Annotated in this window: 17 protein-coding genes; 7 read left to right on the top strand and 10 right to left on the bottom strand. The window is 68.5% G+C overall.

Features of this window, described 5'->3' with window-relative positions:
* Positions 1-20: 20 nt before the first annotated feature.
* The 6 genes from B9N97_RS14535 to B9N97_RS14510 form a co-directional block, all read right to left on the bottom strand.
* The gene (locus B9N97_RS14535; protein ID WP_085090577.1) at positions 21-809 is read right to left on the bottom strand and encodes a HesA/MoeB/ThiF family protein; all 789 of its coding nucleotides are present in this window, start codon (positions 807-809) and stop codon (positions 21-23) included.
* Between the two features lie 95 nt (positions 810-904).
* Complete coding sequence (locus B9N97_RS14530) at positions 905-1,699, bottom strand: hypothetical protein (RefSeq protein ID WP_085087681.1); 795 nt, start codon at positions 1,697-1,699, stop codon at positions 905-907.
* Positions 1,700-1,868: 169 nt separating this feature from the next.
* Positions 1,869-2,828 carry a cysteine synthase A gene (gene cysK / locus B9N97_RS14525; RefSeq protein WP_085087679.1) on the bottom strand — a complete coding sequence of 320 codons (960 nt, stop codon included), beginning with the start codon at positions 2,826-2,828 and terminating at the stop codon, positions 1,869-1,871.
* A 186-nt stretch (positions 2,829-3,014) separates the two neighbouring features.
* Complete coding sequence (locus B9N97_RS14520) at positions 3,015-3,470, bottom strand: RrF2 family transcriptional regulator (RefSeq protein ID WP_042701959.1); 456 nt, start codon at positions 3,468-3,470, stop codon at positions 3,015-3,017.
* 154 nt (positions 3,471-3,624) lie between these two features.
* Positions 3,625-3,918, bottom strand: a complete 294-nt coding sequence (locus B9N97_RS14515) for a DUF2218 domain-containing protein (RefSeq protein WP_085087677.1) — start codon at positions 3,916-3,918, stop codon at positions 3,625-3,627.
* Between the two features lie 20 nt (positions 3,919-3,938).
* Positions 3,939-4,550, bottom strand: a complete 612-nt coding sequence (locus tag B9N97_RS14510) for a PadR family transcriptional regulator (RefSeq protein ID WP_085087675.1) — start codon at positions 4,548-4,550, stop codon at positions 3,939-3,941.
* A gap of 195 nt (positions 4,551-4,745) precedes the next feature.
* Here B9N97_RS14510 and B9N97_RS14505 point away from each other — a divergent pair, with 195 nt between their 5' ends.
* From B9N97_RS14505 to B9N97_RS14475, 6 genes are all read left to right on the top strand, one after another.
* Positions 4,746-6,674: a hypothetical protein gene (locus B9N97_RS14505; RefSeq protein ID WP_085087674.1), complete on the top strand. Its 1,929-nt coding sequence runs from the start codon at positions 4,746-4,748 to the stop codon at positions 6,672-6,674.
* A 35-nt stretch (positions 6,675-6,709) separates the two neighbouring features.
* Positions 6,710-7,714, top strand: a complete 1,005-nt coding sequence (trxB, locus tag B9N97_RS14500; protein WP_143266716.1) for a thioredoxin-disulfide reductase — start codon at positions 6,710-6,712, stop codon at positions 7,712-7,714.
* A 246-nt stretch (positions 7,715-7,960) separates the two neighbouring features.
* Positions 7,961-8,971 carry an ABC transporter permease gene (locus B9N97_RS14490; protein ID WP_085087666.1) on the top strand — a complete coding sequence of 337 codons (1,011 nt, stop codon included), beginning with the start codon at positions 7,961-7,963 and terminating at the stop codon, positions 8,969-8,971.
* On the top strand, positions 8,968-9,888 hold the full coding sequence (nikC, locus tag B9N97_RS14485; RefSeq protein ID WP_085087664.1) for a nickel transporter permease: 921 nt from the start codon (positions 8,968-8,970) through the stop codon (positions 9,886-9,888). Before B9N97_RS14490 ends, nikC begins: the two co-directional genes overlap by 4 nt.
* Before the next feature lie 2 nt (positions 9,889-9,890).
* Entirely contained in the window at positions 9,891-10,751 is an 861-nt protein-coding gene (locus tag B9N97_RS14480) for an ABC transporter ATP-binding protein (protein ID WP_244560716.1), read from the top strand.
* Between the two features lie 5 nt (positions 10,752-10,756).
* Complete coding sequence (locus B9N97_RS14475) at positions 10,757-11,536, top strand: ABC transporter ATP-binding protein (RefSeq protein ID WP_085087661.1); 780 nt, start codon at positions 10,757-10,759, stop codon at positions 11,534-11,536.
* Positions 11,537-11,568: 32 nt separating this feature from the next.
* Here B9N97_RS14475 and B9N97_RS14470 read toward each other — a convergent pair whose 3' ends face one another.
* From B9N97_RS14470 to B9N97_RS14460, 3 genes are read right to left on the bottom strand one after another with little or no spacing between them, the layout of a single operon-like run.
* The gene (locus B9N97_RS14470; RefSeq protein WP_085090575.1) at positions 11,569-11,814 is read right to left on the bottom strand and encodes a helix-turn-helix domain-containing protein; all 246 of its coding nucleotides are present in this window, start codon (positions 11,812-11,814) and stop codon (positions 11,569-11,571) included.
* A gap of 31 nt (positions 11,815-11,845) precedes the next feature.
* A complete protein-coding gene (locus tag B9N97_RS14465) occupies positions 11,846-12,121 on the bottom strand; it encodes a BrnT family toxin (protein WP_085087659.1) in 276 nt (91 codons plus the stop codon).
* Positions 12,122-12,171: 50 nt separating this feature from the next.
* Positions 12,172-14,040 (bottom strand): GGDEF domain-containing protein, encoded by a 1,869-nt coding sequence (locus tag B9N97_RS14460; RefSeq protein ID WP_085087658.1) that lies wholly within the window; start codon positions 14,038-14,040, stop codon positions 12,172-12,174.
* A 612-nt stretch (positions 14,041-14,652) separates the two neighbouring features.
* Between B9N97_RS14460 and B9N97_RS14455 the strand changes: the two genes are divergently transcribed.
* The gene (locus B9N97_RS14455; protein ID WP_085087656.1) at positions 14,653-16,218 is read left to right on the top strand and encodes an ATP-binding protein; all 1,566 of its coding nucleotides are present in this window, start codon (positions 14,653-14,655) and stop codon (positions 16,216-16,218) included.
* A 22-nt stretch (positions 16,219-16,240) separates the two neighbouring features.
* Here the strand turns inward: B9N97_RS14455 and B9N97_RS14450 are convergent, their stop codons facing one another.
* A complete protein-coding gene (locus B9N97_RS14450; RefSeq protein ID WP_085087654.1) occupies positions 16,241-16,762 on the bottom strand; it encodes a substrate-binding domain-containing protein in 522 nt (173 codons plus the stop codon).
* Between the last annotated feature and the right edge of the window lie 137 nt (positions 16,763-16,899).

Here is a 16,899-nt window from a genome sequence, read left to right as displayed (position 1 = left end):
CGTCTTTGCCGCGGCGCCCGTCAGTGGGCGGAGAGGTCATGGATCGTCGGATGATCGCCGCAAAGCGCGCAGTCGGGATCCCGCTTGATGGAGATGCGCTGATAGGACGCATAGAGCGTGTCCATCATCAACAGGCTGCCCGACAGGCTCTCGCCCAGCCCCAGCAGCTCCTTCAGCACCTCCGTCGCCTGCAGCGAGCCGACGGAGCCGGCCAGCGCCCCCAGAACCCCGCCTTCCGAGCAGGACGGCACCGCGCCGCGCGGCGGCGGTTCGGGGAACAGGCAGCGATAGCAGGGGTGCGGCGCGCCCAGATGCGCCTTGAAGGTGGTCAGCTGCCCGTCGAAGCGCAGGATCGCCGCCGACACCAGCGTCTTGCCGGCCAGGAAACAGGCATCGTTCAGCAGGAAGCGCGTGGCGAAATTGTCCGACCCGTCGGCGACCAGATCATAGCCGGCGATCAGGTCCATCGCGTTGTCGCGGCTGATCCGGGTGCGGTGCGTCTCCACCCGAACATCCGGGTTCAGCGCCCGGATGCGGGCGGCGGCACTCTCCACCTTCGGCAGGCCGAGCGACGACTCGTCGTGGATGACCTGCCGCTGCAGGTTCGACAGGTCGACGGTGTCGTCGTCGACGATGCCGATGGTGCCGACGCCGGCCGCCGCCAGATAGAGCAGCAGGGGCGCGCCCAGGCCGCCGGCACCGACGACCAGCACCTTGGAACGCAACAGCTTTTCCTGGCCGATGCCGCCGACTTCCGGCAGCACGATGTGGCGGGAATAGCGGTGAAGCTGGGTATCCGTGAAGTCCATGGCCCGCAGCATAGCGCAAGGACGGGCCGTTGCAGCAACATTCGATGCCGCGTTTTCCGCAAGCCGGCAGTGCCGCCGGTCAGGCCCCGATTCCGTCAGGCTTTGGTCGAGGTGGTGGGCTTCGCTTCCGACGCCCATTGCTGCAGCCGGGCCTGCCGTTCGCGCAGCGTCTTCTGGATGGCGCTTTCCTGGTTGAGACCGCTGTCCGTCAGGTCGGGATTGCGCGGCACGAAGCCCAGCCGGAAATCGGTCGGGGTCTTCAGATCGGACGGCGGCACCACAACCATGGTGTATTGGCCGGGTTCCAGCTTGTAAGTCGGCTTTTGCAGGAAGGTCTGCTGCGCGTCGGGTTTTGTCGATTCGCTGGCGGCCACCACCTTGCCGTCCTTGTCCATCATCGCCCAGCGCGTGTTGGGAAGCGAGATGTCGGCGGTGAAGGTGCCGCCCTGCACGACGTTGAAGGTGTGCTTCTGGACGCCGGTGTCGCCGTTCCCCGGCGGCTGCGCGGTGCCCTTCAAGGTCGCGCCGCCGGCCGTCACCAGGACATTCTGCCGTTCGGTGACGTCCATCGAATAGTCGCGGACGCCGGCCGCCCGGTTGGCCTGCGAGAAGGTCGCGGTGTAGGTGCCGGGGCCCAGCCGCGCGGTGGCGTCCGCCGCCGATTCCTTCGACCGGATGGTGGTCACCACCTCGTTGCGGTCGTTGCGGATCTCGACGTTGGTGAAGGTGTTGTTGATCTTGAAATTGAACTCGCCGGCCTTGCTGACCGTGAAGGTCTGGCTGTCGGCGTTCGCCCCGTCGGCACCGATCTTGGTCGTCTTCCCCTTCAGCTGGGAGAAGGCGCTGCTCGACAGGTTCGGAACATAAGTGGCGGCGGTAATATCCGTCATGGCGGTCACTCCCCGGCGGCGGCACGGACGGAAATGGCGGTGCGGTTACCGGGAAGATTAGCCGAAAGGGCAAATTCCGTCAAATTTCGGGCCGGAATTTCGCCGCCAAGCTGCGAACCGATGCTGCGGGTGGGGGTAAGGATCGCCCCTCACCCGCATCGGTACAGCCTTACTCCAGCCCTTCGAACAGCGCGGTCGACAGGTAGCGTTCGGCGAAGGACGGCAGGATCACGACGATCTGCTTGCCGGCATTCTCCGGACGGGCGCCGATCTCCAGCGCCGCGGCCAGCGCCGCGCCGGAAGAGATGCCGACCGGCACGCCTTCCAGGCGGGCGACGCTGCGGGCGGTCTCGAAGGCACGCTGGTTGGAGATGCGCACCACCTCGTCGATCAGCTCCTTCTTCAGGATGTCGGGGACGAAGCCGGCGCCGATGCCCTGGATCTTGTGCGGGCCGGGCATGCCGCCGGACAGGACGGGGCTGTCCTCCGGCTCCACCGCCACCGCCTTGAAGGAGGGCTTGCGCGCCTTGATGACCTCGGCGGTGCCGGTCAGCGTGCCGCCGGTGCCGACGCCGGAGATCAGGAAATCGACCTGACCGTCGGTGTCCTTCCAGATTTCCTCCGCCGTGGTGGCGCGGTGGACGGCCGGGTTGGCGGCGTTCTTGAACTGCTGCAGCAGATAGGCGTTCGGGTCGGCGGCCAGGATCTCCTCCGCCTTGCGGATGGCGCCCTTCATGCCCTCCGCCGCCGGGGTCAGCACCAGCTCGGCGCCCAGCAGCTTCAGCATCTTGCGCCGCTCCACCGACATGCTTTCCGGCATGGTCAGGATCAGCTTGTAGCCCTTGGCGGCGGCGACGAAGGCCAGCGCGATGCCGGTGTTGCCGGAGGTGGGCTCGACCAGCGTCGTGCGGCCGGGGGCGATGGTGCCGGCGGCCTCGGCGGCCTCGATCATGGCGCGGCCGATGCGGTCCTTGACGCTGGCCAGCGGGTTGAAGAACTCCAGCTTGCCGATGATCTGGGCCTTCACCCCCGCCTCGGCGGCGAGACGGTCGAGCCGCACCAGCGGCGTGGCGCCGATCGTATCGAGGATGCTGTCGTAGATCTTGCCGCGGAACTCCGGTGCAGCCATGATTCCACCTCTGAGATTTGTGTTATAAGTGAGTTCAACACCCCAGGCGGAGCATTATCCAGCCTCGGCACCCTGTCAAATGGCAAGTGGGGCAAATGGCAAGTGGGGTCCCCAGGCCATCCGCACCAGCCCAGTCCGACCGCATCAGCCCGACCAGATCAGCCCGACCAGATCAGCCCGACCAGATCAGATGGTGAAGTCGATCCGGTCCTCGGTCTCGCTCTCCACCCCGGCACGCCGCGCGCGCATGCACAGATCCTCGATGGTGATGGTGTCGAGCTTGGCCATGCACTCTTCCTGCAGTTCGCCCCACAGCGGACGCACCACCTGATGGCCCAGCACCGAACCGGCCGGCTCCTCGATCGGGTCGGTGGCGGTCTCCATCGCGCGGACGACCTTGACGATCTCGCCCAACGTGATCCGCCGCCGCTCGCGCGCCAGCCGGTAGCCGCCGCGCGGGCCCCGCACCCCGGCCAGCACGCCTTCGCGCACCAGCTGCTGCAGCACCTGTTCCAGATATCGCTTCGGGATGCCCTGGCGCCGGGTGATCTCCCCCGACTGCACCGGCTCGGTGCCCGCGTTGTAGGCGATGTCGAGGACCGCCTCGATGGCGAACATCAGCTTCTTGGAGATGCGGAGCATCACGAACGACTCCCGGTGATCTGTCCATGGGCGGCCCGGCGGTGGAAAACCGCCTTCTCTCCCATTCCCGCCTGTTGGTTAAGAACCGTTTTACACCGCCGGCGCGGTAATTCTCAACAGGATTTGTCGCAGACAGATTCGGGAAAATGTGCCCTCACCCCACCGGAGCCCAGGTCACCTCCCCCAGATCCTCGCGGAAGGCGAAGCGCTTCAGGTGGTCGATCACCACCCCCTGCATGCGCTCCATCTGTCCGGAATCCTCCACCTCCAGGGTCAGGGTCAGCCCCGCATCGTCGGCCGCCATGCGGCAACGGCTGTCGGGGCCGAAGGGGACGAGGCCCTGGGTCTCGTCATGGACGACCTCGAACTTGTGCGCCCAGTGCTTGCACAGCTGGGTCATGTAGCGGCGCCCGTTCGGCGTCGCGATGCGTGCGGTCGATGCGGCCATGGTCGTTGTCTCCTGTCCGGTCAGATGCGTTCGACGCTGCGGGCGGCGTTGTCGATGATGTCGGCGATGGCCTGGGTCTGCTCCGTCGTCAGGTCGCCGCGGGACAGGCGCATCCGCAGGGCCATCTTGAAGTTCTCGACGGCGCGGACGATCTGCGGCGACGATTCACGCTGGCGGCAGGCCTTCGCATGGGCGATGCGCTCGCGCACCGCCGCCACCGTCGGCTCCGCCGCCGCCAGCGCCGCCGTGCCCTCCGGCGTGATCTCGTAGAGCTTCTTGTTGCCCTCGGTCGCGCCGACCCGGATGTGGCCCTGCTCTTCCAGCAGCGTCAGGGTCGGGTAGACGACGCCGGGGCTGGGGCTGTAGGCGCCGCCGACCATCTCCTCGATCGTCTTGATCAGGTCATAGCCGGAGCGCGGCTTCTCCGCGATCAGCCACAGCAGGACCAGGCGCAGGTCGCCATGGTCGAAGATGCGCCGCTCCCCGCGCCCACCCTTGCCGTGGCCACCCCAGCCCTCCCAGCCGCCGCGATGACCGTGGCGCCCGTGCCGGCCGCGGCCTTCAGGAGCCTCGTCGTCGAAGTCCGGACGCGAGAAGCGGCGGCCGTGGCCGTGAAACAGATGCCGAAGCATGGAACCCTCTCTCGATGCAGTTTCGATATAACGGAAACTTAGATATATCGAAACCCGCTCTTCGACAAGGGGGTTCGTTCGGGTGGGCGTTCGCGCCGCCGGACAATTCGACCTCGCCTGCAAATCACTGTCGCCTGCCCGGCCGAAGGGGCTATAACCGACGCCCTGGCTTTGCTTTCGCGCGTGTGTGTCCTCATGCCCCTTCGGATCGAGACCTTTTCCAACGTCACCGGCGGCTCCAGCTTCTTCAAGGCGGTGGGCCATCCGCTGGCGGCGCCCAAGGCCGCGATCCTGATCGCGCGGCTGGCTTCCTTCGGCCCGGTGGCGGTCTATGACCCGCTGGGCCTGCTGTCGGGTCTGGCGGAGTTCTATGACCTGTCGTCGATCGACATCGGCGGCATCTATGTCCAGGACGTGGAGCAGGTGGGCCGCGAGGTGTTCGGCCACGCCGCCCGTCCGGTGACCGACCTGCCGTCCAGCGGCGCCCGCACCGTCTTCGTCGTCGCCTTCGATTCCCAGCGGCTGGAAGGCCACATCGCCCACCTGATCCCGAAGCAGGCCGGCGTCGTCTCGCTCGACGCCATGCGCGTGCCGGAAGACATGCTGAACGACCCCGGCCATTACCTGTCGAAGTTCAACTGGGCGACCAACTTCGCCTGGTTCCGCGACGGCAACGGCCATCACACCCGCGTGGTGTCGGCCAATTACTGGCCGCGCTACGGTGCCAAGGGCACCCGGCTGTGGGCCTGCCTGTTCGACGAAGAGGGCCGCCCCATCGCCGACTGGACGGAGCCGATGCCGCCGACCGACGGCACCGTGGTGATCGACAGCCGGCAGGTGCGCGACCGCTTCAAGCTGTCCGACTTCTGCGGCTCGCTGTTCCTGCACGTCATCGGCGCCGCCGGGCATGACGTGGTGAAATACGCGCTCGACACCTATGGCGACGACGACAGCGTGCTGTCCTGCACCCACGACGCCAACGCTTGGCCGGCCGACCTCTATGCCGGCCTGCCCGCCCCGCGCGAGGGCGAGCGTGTGACCCTGTGGATCCAGAACAGCCACCCGACCCCGATCCCGGCCGGCGCCGTCGGCCTGAACCTGATGGGCTCGGCCGACATCCGCACGCTCGACCGGCCAGTCCCGGCCTTCGCCACCGTCGAGCTGGACGTTTCCACCCTGTTCCCCGGGGCGCGCTGGCCGCAGCAGTTCGAGGTGCAGGCCGGCAAGCATTTCGTCCGCCCGCGTTACGAAATCGTCGCCGCCGACGGCCGCCGCCGCATGGCCCATGCCAATGTCGAGCGCACCGACCTGAAGCCCGACCCCAAGTTGCCGCAACTGACCGGTGGCGCCATGGACAAGGGCGTGGTGGGCAAGGGCCACATCCTGCCGGCGCCGCTGCTGCCGATGGGCCGCTGGCGCACCATCCTGCTGCCGACGCCGATGAGCACGGCGCAGACGGAGTTGCCGGTGAAGGCCGTCGTCTACGACCGCAACGGCGCCGCGGTGACCGAACACCGCTTCGGCAACCTGAAGCGGTCCGACAGCGTGGCGCTGGACGTGACCGGGCTGGTCGCCGACAAGACCGTCACCGATGGCTGGGGCCATGTCGAACTGGTCTATGATTTCGAAGCCGGAACGATTGCCGACGGCTGGCTGCACGCGCTGGTCCGTTACGAAGACGTAACGACCGGCCATGTGGCGGAGACCAGCTTCGGCAGCCATATGTTCAACATGGCGATGGTCTATCGCAACGAACCGCAGAGCTACCATGGCCACCCGCCCGGCCTGTCGACCCGCCTGTTCCTTCGGCTGGGCACCGACCCGTGGGACACGCTCTGCCACCTCGTCTACCCTGCCTCGACCCGGTGGCATGACAGCTCCGACACCAGCCTGATCCTGGTACGGCGCGACGGCGTCGAAGTGGCGCGCAAGCGGCTGGCGATTCCCTGCGGCGGCTCGCGCTTCTGGCGCTATCACGAGATGTTTACGGAAGCGGAACGGTTGGCGGCGGGCGAGCACGCCTATGTGCTGATCCGCGACACCACCTGCCGCCTGTTCGGCTACCATGGCTGCCTTGCTGCCGGTGACAGCGCCTTCAGCCTCGACCATATGTTCGGTTTCTAGAAGCGTTCCAATTGCAAATCCGCGGGATCAGATCCATGGCCACGACCCACCACACCAAGGTCCTCATCATCGGCGCCGGCCCGGCCGGCTACACCGCCGCCATCTATGCCGCGCGCGCCAATCTGGAACCGCTGATGGTCCAGGGCATGCAGCCGGGCGGGCAGCTGATGATCACCACCGATGTGGAGAATTTCCCCGGCTTCGCCGATCCGATCCAGGGCCCCTGGCTGATGGAGCAGATGCAGAAGCAGGCGGAGCATGTCGGCACCAAGATGGTGTTCGACCTGATCACCGACGTCGACTTCACGCAGCGTCCCTTCGTCTGTAAGGGCGACAGCGGCGACACCTACACCGCCGACAGCGTCATCATCGCCACCGGCGCCCAGGCGCGCTGGCTCGGCATCTCGACCGAGGAGATCTACCGCGGCTTCGGCGTCTCGGCCTGCGCCACCTGCGACGGCTTCTTCTTCCGCGGCAAGGAGGTCGCGGTGATCGGCGGCGGCAACTCCGCGGTGGAGGAGGCGCTGTACCTGACCAACCACGCCACCAAGGTGACGGTCATCCACCGCCGCGACAGCTTCCGCGCCGAACGCATCATGCAGGACCGCCTGTTCCGCCACCCGAAGATCGAGGTGGTGTGGGACAGCACGGTGGAGGAGATCGTCGGCGAGGGCGACGGCACCATGGGCAACCCGCGCGCCGTCACCGGCGTCCGCGTGAAGAACGTCAAGTCGGGCGAGGAGCGCGTGATCCCGGTCGCCGGCGTCTTCGTCGCCATCGGCCACGAGCCGGCGACCGGCATCTTCAAGGGCAAGGTGAAGATGGACGAGTCGGGCTACATCATCACCGCCCCCGATTCGACCGCCACCGACATCGCGGGCGTCTTCGCCGCCGGCGACGTGAAGGACAAGGTCTATCGTCAGGCCGTCACCGCCGCCGGCATGGGCTGCATGGCCGCGCTGGAGGCCGAACGCTGGCTCGCCCACCACGAGCCCGCCGCCGGCGCCCATGGCGATCCCAGCCCGGCGGGGACCTGGTGAGCTGAAAACGCCCTCTCCCGTCCCGGGAGAGGGAGGGGACCCACGAAGTGGGGAGGGTGAGGGGCATTCCAAGAATTCCGAACCGCATGGTTCCTTGCGCTGCCCCTCACCCTTCCCACCGCTCCGCGGCGGGCCCCTTCCCTCTCCCGGGGCGGGAGAGGGAGATTACCCCCCTATGCCCTTGACGGGCTTTGCACAAAGCCCCGACTGTGATTCCTTAGCGCGTCCAACCGCGAGGGAGTCCTCTTGCCTACGCTGAAACGCGGCCTGACCCTGCTGGTCACGGTCGCCGCCACCCTGCTGGGCCTGCTGCTGGTCACCTTCCTGATCGGCCGCGTCGTGCCGATCGATCCGGTGCTGTCCGCGCTCGGCGACCGCGCCAGCGCCGAAAGCTATGCGCAGATGCGCACGCAGCTGGGCCTCGACCTGCCGCTGTGGCAGCAGTTCCTCCGCTATGTCGGCGATGTGCTGCAGGGCGACCTCGGCACCTCGGTGCTGACCTCCCGCCCGGTGCTGGAGGATGTGCTGCGCGTCTTCCCGGCGACGCTGGAACTGGCGACCGTCGCCGTCGTGCTCGGCGCCCTGCTGGGCGTGCCGGCCGGCGTGTTCGCCGCCACCCACCGCGGGCGCTGGCCCGACCACGCCATCCGCCTGCTCGGCCTGATCGGCCATTCGGTGCCGATCTTCTGGCTGGGGCTGATGGCGCTGCTGCTGTTCTATGCCAGGCTGGACTGGGTGCCGGGGCCGGGGCGGGTCGATGTCTTCTATGAGGGCATGGTCGATCCGGTGACCGGCATCGTCACGGTCGATGCCCTGCTGGCCGGCGAGACCGAGATCTTCTGGAACGCCGTCCAGCATCTGGTGCTGCCCTCGGCCATCCTCGGCCTCTACAGCGTCGCCTACATCGCGCGGATGACGCGCGGCTTCATGCTGGACCAGCTGCGCCAGGAATACATCACCACCGCGCGGGTGAAGGGCCTGTCGGAGACCCGCGTGGTCTGGGGCCATGCGCTGCGCAACATCGCGGTGCCGCTGATCACCGTCATCGCCCTGTCCTATGCCAGCCTGCTGGAAGGGTCGGTGCTGACCGAGACGGTGTTCGCCTGGCCCGGCCTCGGGCTCTACATCACCAATTCGCTGCTCAGCGCCGACATGAACGCGGTGCTGGGCGGGACGCTGGTGGTCGGCGCGGTCTTCATCGCGCTGAACCTGCTGTCCGACCTGCTCTATCGCCTTCTGGATCCGCGTGCCCGATGACCGCGCATACCGACACCCGATCCGCCGGCTGGCGGGAGTGGCTGACCACCGACACGCCGCAGTCCCGCGCCCAGGCCCGGCTCGGCCGCGCCTGGGCCGGCTGGACCGCCTTCCGCCGCAACCGGCTGGCCGTCGCCGGGCTGCTGATCGTGCTGGCCCTGGTCGTCGTCGCGGCGCTGGCCCCGGTGCTGGCGCCCTACCATCCCTATGCCCAGGATCTGAACAACCGGCTGATGCCGCCCAGTGCGGCCCATTGGCTGGGCACCGACGCCTTCGGACGCGACATCCTCTCGCGCCTGATCCACGGCGCGCGGCTGACGCTGATGATCGTGGCGCTGGTGGCGGCGACGGCGCCGCTGGCCGGTCTGATCATCGGCACCGTCGCCGGATATTTCGGCGGCTGGGTCGACACCGTGCTGATGCGCTTCACCGACATCGCGCTGGCCTTCCCGAAGCTGATCCTGGCGCTGGCCTTCGTCGCGGCGCTCGGCCCCGGCATCGAGAATGCGGTGATCGCCATCGCCATCACCTCCTGGCCGCCCTATGCCCGCATCGCGCGGGCGGAGACGCTGACCGTCCGCCGCGCCGACTTCATCAGCGCCGCCCGGCTGCAGGGCGCCTCCAGCCTGCGCATCATCCTCGGCCACATCATGCCGCTGTGCATCGCCTCGCTGATCGTGCGGACGACGCTGGACATGGCCGGCGTGATCCTGACCGCCGCCGGCCTCGGCTTCCTCGGCCTCGGCGCCCAGCCGCCGCTGCCGGAATGGGGGGCGATGATCGCCACCGGCCGGCAATATGTGCTGGAGCAATGGTGGGTCGCCGCCATGCCAGGATTCGCCATCTTCATCGTCAGCCTGGGCTTCAATCTGCTGGGCGATGGCCTGCGCGACGTGCTGGACCCGAAGGGGGACTGACGATGACCAACCAAAAGATGGCAGACAACACTCCCCTGCTCGAAGTCTCCAACCTCCGCGTCGCCTTCCCCACCCGCACCGGCATGGCCGAGGCGGTGCGCGGCGTCTCCTTCACGCTTGCGCGGGAGAAGCTGGGCATCGTCGGCGAGTCGGGATCCGGCAAGTCGATGACCGGCCGCTCCATCCTGCGCCTCGTCCCGCCGCCGGGCCGGGTCACCGCCGACCGGCTGGCCTTCAACGGCGAGGATCTGCTGGCGGCCTCGTCCAGGCGCATGCGCGACATCCGCGGCCGGCGCATCGCCATGGTGATGCAGGACCCGAAATACTCGCTGAACCCGGTGATGACCGTCGGCCGCCAGATCGCCGAGGCCTACCGCGTCCACAGCAAGGCCGGCGCGGCGGAGGCCAAGCGCCGCGCGCTGGAGATGCTGGCCGCCGTGCGCATCCGCGATCCGGAACGGGTCTATGACCGCTACCCGCACGAGGTGTCGGGCGGCATGGGCCAGCGCATCATGATCGCGATGATGCTGATCCCCGACCCCGACCTGCTGATCGCCGACGAGCCGACCTCGGCGCTCGACGTCACCGTGCAAATGCAGGTGCTGGCGATCCTCGACGACCTCTGTTCCCAGCGCGGCATGGGCATGATCTTCGTCAGCCACGATTTGAACCTCGTCGCCTCCTTCTGCGACCGCATCCTGATCATGTATGCCGGCCGGGTGGTGGAGAGCTGCCGCGCGTCGGACCTGCACGCCGCCCAGCACCCCTACACCCGCGGCCTGCTGGCCAGCCTGCCGAAGATCGACGAGCGCCCGGGCGACCTGCCGGTGCTGAGCCGCGACCCCGCTTGGTTGGAGTCGTAAGGACGATGATGATCGACATCCAGGACCTGCGGGTCAGTTTCGGTGACGGCGCCGATACCGTCACCGCGGTGGACGGCGTCACCCTGTCGGTGCGCGAGGGGGAAAGCTTCGGCCTCGTCGGCGAGTCGGGCTCCGGCAAGTCCACCGTCCTGCGCGCGGTCAGCGGCCTGAACGACGACTGGACCGGCCGCATCGCCGTTGCCGGCGCGGAGCAGGGACCGAAGCGGCAAAAGGGCTTCTACAAGCTCTGCCAGATGGTGTTCCAGGACCCCTATGGCTCGCTGCACCCGCGCCACACGGTGGACCGCATCCTGGCGGAGCCGATCGCCATCCACGGGCTGGGCGATGCCGACGCCCGCATCGACCGGGTGCTGCGCGATGTCGGTCTCGGCCCCGCCTTCCGCTTCCGCTACCCGCACCAGCTGTCGGGCGGCCAGCGCCAGCGCGTCGCCATCGCCCGCGCCCTGGTGCTGGAGCCGCGCGTCCTGCTGCTGGACGAGCCGACCTCGGCGCTCGACGTGTCGGTCCAGGCGGAAATCCTGAACCTGCTGCGCCGGCTGCGGGCGGAGCACGGCCTGACCATGGTGCTGGTCACCCACAACCTCGCCGTCGTCGCCAATCTGTGCGACCGCTTGGCGGTGATGAACCGCGGCCGTCTGGTGGAGGAGATGAGCGTCGAGGAATTGCGCCGGGGTGCGGCGCGCGAGCCCTACACGCTGCAACTCCTGCGCGCCAGCCTGGGCTATGACCGCGCCACGGCGGAGAGTTTCCGGGATTATGCGTGAGGGGGCGGGGGCTCCCTCACCTTAATCTGTAATCACTCGGCTGCCAGAACCTGGGCGACCATGTCCGGTTCCTTTTCGATGACGCGCAGATAGGACGCGACGGCGGCATCCGGCTCCCGCCGCCCTTGCTCCCACTCCTGAAGCGTGCGCAGCGGAATGCCGAAGCGCTCGGCAAAGGCCTCCTGCGACAAGCCGGTCGAACGGCGAACCCGCTTCGCCAGGGGCGGGTGCCTCATGGCGGCGAGTTGCTCGTCGGTGAAGGTTTCGCGGTCGCTCATCTGCATCACCATGGGTCTAGGACGCCGTCGCTCAGGAGTTGGCTTTGAAATAGTAAGCCGCCTCGCGTTTGTCGGCCTCCCGTACGGAAATGAACCTTATCCCCTCGGCACGTTCGGTGTAGGTGACGGCGTAGATCCTCCCATTGACCATGCCCAGCGCATTGAAACGCTCCTCGCCATAATCCATGGACAGATCAAGCGCTTCGATCAGGTTTCGGTCACGAAGAACCTCCGCCCCAAAGGACAGATCCAAGCCGTGCTTGCGGCGGTTGAGCAGGTTCTTGACGGGATCGAAAGGCTCGCCCATGAACAGCGATACTACGTCATTGACGGAGTTGAAGCCAGGGGGATATCACATCACCCCAGCCGCACCACGCACAGCTTGTCGTCCGCTCCCTTGGCGGCGGCCTTGTGGTCGGCGATGGCGGCGTTGACGGTGTCGGGGGTCAGCCCATGGCAGCCCGGCGGGATCACCACGGCCACGCCGCTGGCCGCCAGCAGCGGGAAACGCCGCAGCGCGCCGTAACGGTCCTTGGCCAGAAACCCGCCGCTGACCCGCGTTTCCGCGTCGTACAGGCTCTCGGCGTCGGAGCGGAACAGGGCCAGCAGTTCCACCAGCCGGGCCAGCACCTCGCCCTCATCGCCGCCGCTGACGCCCAGAAAGAAGTCGTCGCCGCCGATATGGCCGGCGAAGGCGTCGGCGTCGATGGCCGCCCCGGCGCTGCCGGCCCAGGCCTTCAGCCGCTCGCTGAACATCAGGATGGCGCGGTCGCCCTGGCGGAAACCGAAATTGTCGTTGAACGGCTTGAAGTTGTCGAAATCCAGATAGGCCAGCACATGGCCGCGGCTCCCATCGGCCAGCGCCCCCTCGATGTGGCGCAGGATCGCCGCATTGCCCGGAAGCCTGGTCAGCGGATTCTGGTCGGTCGCCATCGCCAGGTTGCGCTCATGCACCAGACGCAGCAGCGCGCCGCTCGACAGCACGCCGGCATAGGCGCCGCCCTCCACGATCACGATCCCGTCGGCGGCGGATTCGGTGGAGAAGGCCTCGATCACCCGGTCCAGCGGGGTGGAAATGTCGCAGACCGGCGAGCGGATGACCAGATCGTCCAGCCGGTCGCCCAGGCCACGGTTGCGCAGCAGCTCTCCGCCGAAGCGGGAATAGACGTAACGCTTCAGGTCGCGCTCGCGGATCAGGCCGAGCGGCCGGTCATGCTCGTCGACGATCGGCGCGATGGGGGCGCTGCCGTCGCGGCGGAAATAGTCCAGCAGTTCGGTCTTGCGCGAGTCGCCCCGCAGCGGCGGCAGCCGTTCGATCACCTCCGACAGGCGGCGGTGCGACTCGCTGGGCTGGCGGCGGTCCTGGCGGTTGAGATCCTCCACCATCGCATAGCGGTTGGGCAGCCCGGTCAGATCCACCCGCGGCCGGGCGATCAGGAAGCCCTGGGCGAAGTCGCAGCCCAGATCCCGGCAGGTGTAGAACTCGGTCGCGGTCTCCACCCCTTCCGCCACGATCTGGATGCCCAGCGCATGGGCATGGCCGGCCAGGGCCGCCACCAGCGCCCGCTTGCGCGAATCCGCGTCGATGCCGGCAACGAAGAAGCGGTCGATCTTCACATAGTCCGGCCGCGCCTCGTACAGCGTGCGCAGGCCGGAATGGCCGACGCCGAAATCGTCGATGGCGATGCCGACCCCGCTCTGGCGGTAGCGGTCCACCGCCGCATCCACCGCGACGCCGCTGGGCACCGGACGGCTTTCCGACAGTTCCAGCACGATGCCGCTGTTGCGCGATGCCGCCGGATCGCGGGCGAGCCAGGGCGAGTCGGGCCGGCCGATCAGCCGGGCGTCCAGGTTCAGGAACAGCTTCGCCTCGCTCCACCCCGACAGCGCGCGATAGGCCGCGACCGCCTTGGCATGCAGCGCCGTCTCCACCGTCGCCAGCAGGCCGGCGGCCTCGGCGGCGTCCAGCAACTCGCCGGCATTGGCGAAGCCGGTGCGCTCGAACCCGCGCAGCAGCGCCTCATAGCCATGGCAGCGGCCGGAGCGCAGCTGGACGATGGGTTGGAAGGCATAGCGCAAGTGCCCGACCGCCGATGCCCAATCGAACGCCGCGGCGGCACCGTCGGCGGAGCGGACGGCGGTCCAGTTCGCGCCATAGGACCCGGCGGCATCGATTGCCGTCCGTCCGGTTTTGGCCCCGGCTGTAGTCGTGGTCAGCACAGTCATCGCTCGGTCCGCCAGCGCCGATCCCGCATAAGATCAGCATCCGCTTGTAACAGAGCTTGTTTGCGGTTTCATGACCGCAGCGCCACGTTGTTGCGCAACGCGCCCTCCCGCCGCAGACGCGGAGGAACAGGCAGAATCCGAATTCCGGTTGAATGCAGACCGCTCGCGCGCACGGTGCGGTGGAATGCGCATTGCCCGCACCACCACGCATCGCTATGCATGCATCGGTGGGAACCGGGCGGCGGAAGGGCCACCGCCCGCGTCCCACCTACCTGGGAGCACAGAGTGGAAAAAGCACTCGTCCTCCTGGTCCTGGTGCTTCAGCTGATCAAGGCGATCCTTGACCTGCTGAAGTAACCGGACCGGACGGGGGGTGCGGTTGGCGCCGCACCCTCCTGTCCGCCAGAATATGGTCAAACCGCCCTCCGCCGCAAGACCCAGCCCACCACCGGAGCGCTCATCGGCGCCATAGCCGCTCAATCGGCCGGAGAGTGACTTCCCGTCTGCAGGCCGGCCGCCCCGAATCGAATCCTCGTATCGTCGCGCCCGCCTGCGCTATAGGAAGGCCCCGCCAGCGTTGGAGGCGGTTCGGGTGAGTGGGAGGCGAGCGGGATGAAAGTCGGCATCGACATGGGGGCGACGAACGCGGGCAGCGCCGCGACGCTCGACCTGGAGGAGCTGCTGGCGACCCGTCTGCTGGTCCAGGGCAATTCCGGCTCCGGCAAGTCGCACCTGCTGCGCCGGCTGATCGAACAGAGCGCCCAATGGGTGCAGCAGGCGGTGATCGACCCGGAAGGCGACTTCGTCACCCTGGCCGAACGCTTCGGCCATGTGGTGGTGGAGGCGGACGAGCACAGCGAGGCCGCGTTGCAATCGGTTGCCGCCCGCGTGCGCCAGCACCGCGTTTCCGTCGTCCTGAACCTGGAAGGGCTGGACGCGGAAATGCAGATGCGCCACGCCGCCGCCTTCCTGGGCGGGCTGTTCGATGCCGACCGCGACTTCTGGTATCCGATGCTGGTGGTGGTGGACGAGGCGCAGCTGTTCGCCCCCTCGGCCGCCGGCGAGGTATCGGACGAGGCGCGCAAGGTCTCGCTCGGCGCCATGACCAACCTGATGTGCCGCGGGCGCAAGCGCGGGCTGGCCGGGGTGATCGCCACCCAACGTCTGGCCAAGCTGGCGAAGAATGTCGCGGCCGAGGCGTCCAACTTCCTGATGGGCCGCACCTTCCTCGACATCGACATGGCGCGCGCCGCCGACCTGCTGGGCATGGAGCGCCGGCAGGCGGAGATGTTCCGCGACCTGGAGCGCGGGCATTTCATTGCGCTCGGCCCCGCCCTCTCGCGCCGGCCGCTGCCGCTGCGCATCGGCGCGGTGGAAACCCAGGGCCGCACCGGCAGCCCGACCCTGATGCCTCCCCCCGCCACCCCGGTGGAGGACGCCCGCGACCTGATCTTCACCACCACCGAGCCGGAGCCGCCACGCTACGTGCGCCGCCCCTCCACCTCGGCCAGCGCCGACCTGATGGCGCAGCTGGCGCGCGGCCGTCCCGCCGCCCCGCCGCCGTCCCCCGGCAACAATGCCGACGACGGCGCCGCCGAACAGCCGGCCCTGCTGCCCCTGGAGCCGGAGGAAACCCCCGAACAGGCCGCCGAGCGCGAGGCCCAGTACGATGAGGTGCTGGCCGAGGTTCTGGCCGACCCGGAGGCGCCATACCGCTCGCTGGCCGTGCTGTACCAGGATTTCCTGGTGCGCTGCCGGGGCCGCGGGGTGGATGGCGACCGGCTGGCCCTGCCCGCCTTCCGCCGCCGTCTCGCCACCGCCCGCGCCGGGGCCGGCAGCGGCGACGATCCCGCCTGGCAGCGCGCGACGGAGGTCGCCGCCACGCTGGCGGAGGACATCCAGCCGGTCTTCCTGCTGCTGGCCCGCGCCGCGCTGGACCACGCCCCCTGCCCGTCCGACGCCGACGTGGCGCGCGCCTGCGGCAGCCGGTCGAAGGGACGCGGCCGCCGCCTGCTGACCTACATGGAACAGCGCGGCTTCATCACCAGCCGCAGCGGCCTCGGCAACACCCGCGCCATCACCCTGCCGGCATTGGGCTGGGAAACCGCGCTCGGCGATCCGAACGCGGACGACGCTGCCGATGTCCCCGATGAGGGCGGGCTGTTCGCGGCGGGGTGATCCGCCCTCAACTTTCCCTCCCTCAGCTCCCCGCCGTCGGTGCGCTCACCGGCTTGCCGCTCTGGCTCCAGCTGGTGACGAAGTCGTTGACGCCGGGCACCGCCATCCTGTGCGAGTCCTTGACATAGACGAAGCGCTTCGGCCCGAAATCATACTCGGTCAGCGTGATGCCGGCGGCGCGGCAACGCTTGTATTCAGCGGCGCTGATCGGGCGGTCGGAGGCCACCATGTCCGGATGGTCCAGACCGACCCCGGCGCAGAAGGTGCGGAAACCGGCGGCGGTGCCGCGGGCGTCCAGGTGCGGCTTGGTATCGGGGCCGCCGTCATATTTGGCAGCCGCCTGATCGATGGTGCCGCGCAGGGCCGGGCTGCCGACGATCCAGATGCCGCGGGCTTCCGGCGGCGGCTTGGGCACCGCCGGCGGCGGAAGGGCGGCGGTCTGTTGCGGCGGCGGCATGGTGCCCGGCATCTGGCAGCCGGCGAGCAGGGCCGCAGCGGCAAATGCGAGAGCCAAACTGCCGGCCGGCGCGGAAAAACGGATCATCGGGCGTCTCTCTCCTCAGGGTCGTCAGGCATCCGGGCGACGAGGCCCGGGGGCTGACAATGAGAACGCCCCCGCCCGGCTTCAACGGCCCGGCCGCCGCTTGTCCCACAGGCTGCCCCGATGCGCCGCTCGCCATC

It is taken from the genome of Azospirillum oryzae (genome assembly GCF_900177515.1).
GTDB classification, from domain to species: domain Bacteria; phylum Pseudomonadota; class Alphaproteobacteria; order Azospirillales; family Azospirillaceae; genus Azospirillum; species Azospirillum oryzae_A.
The sequence above is the reverse complement of the archived record's forward strand: the minus strand, read 5'-3'. Positions and strand labels throughout refer to the sequence as shown.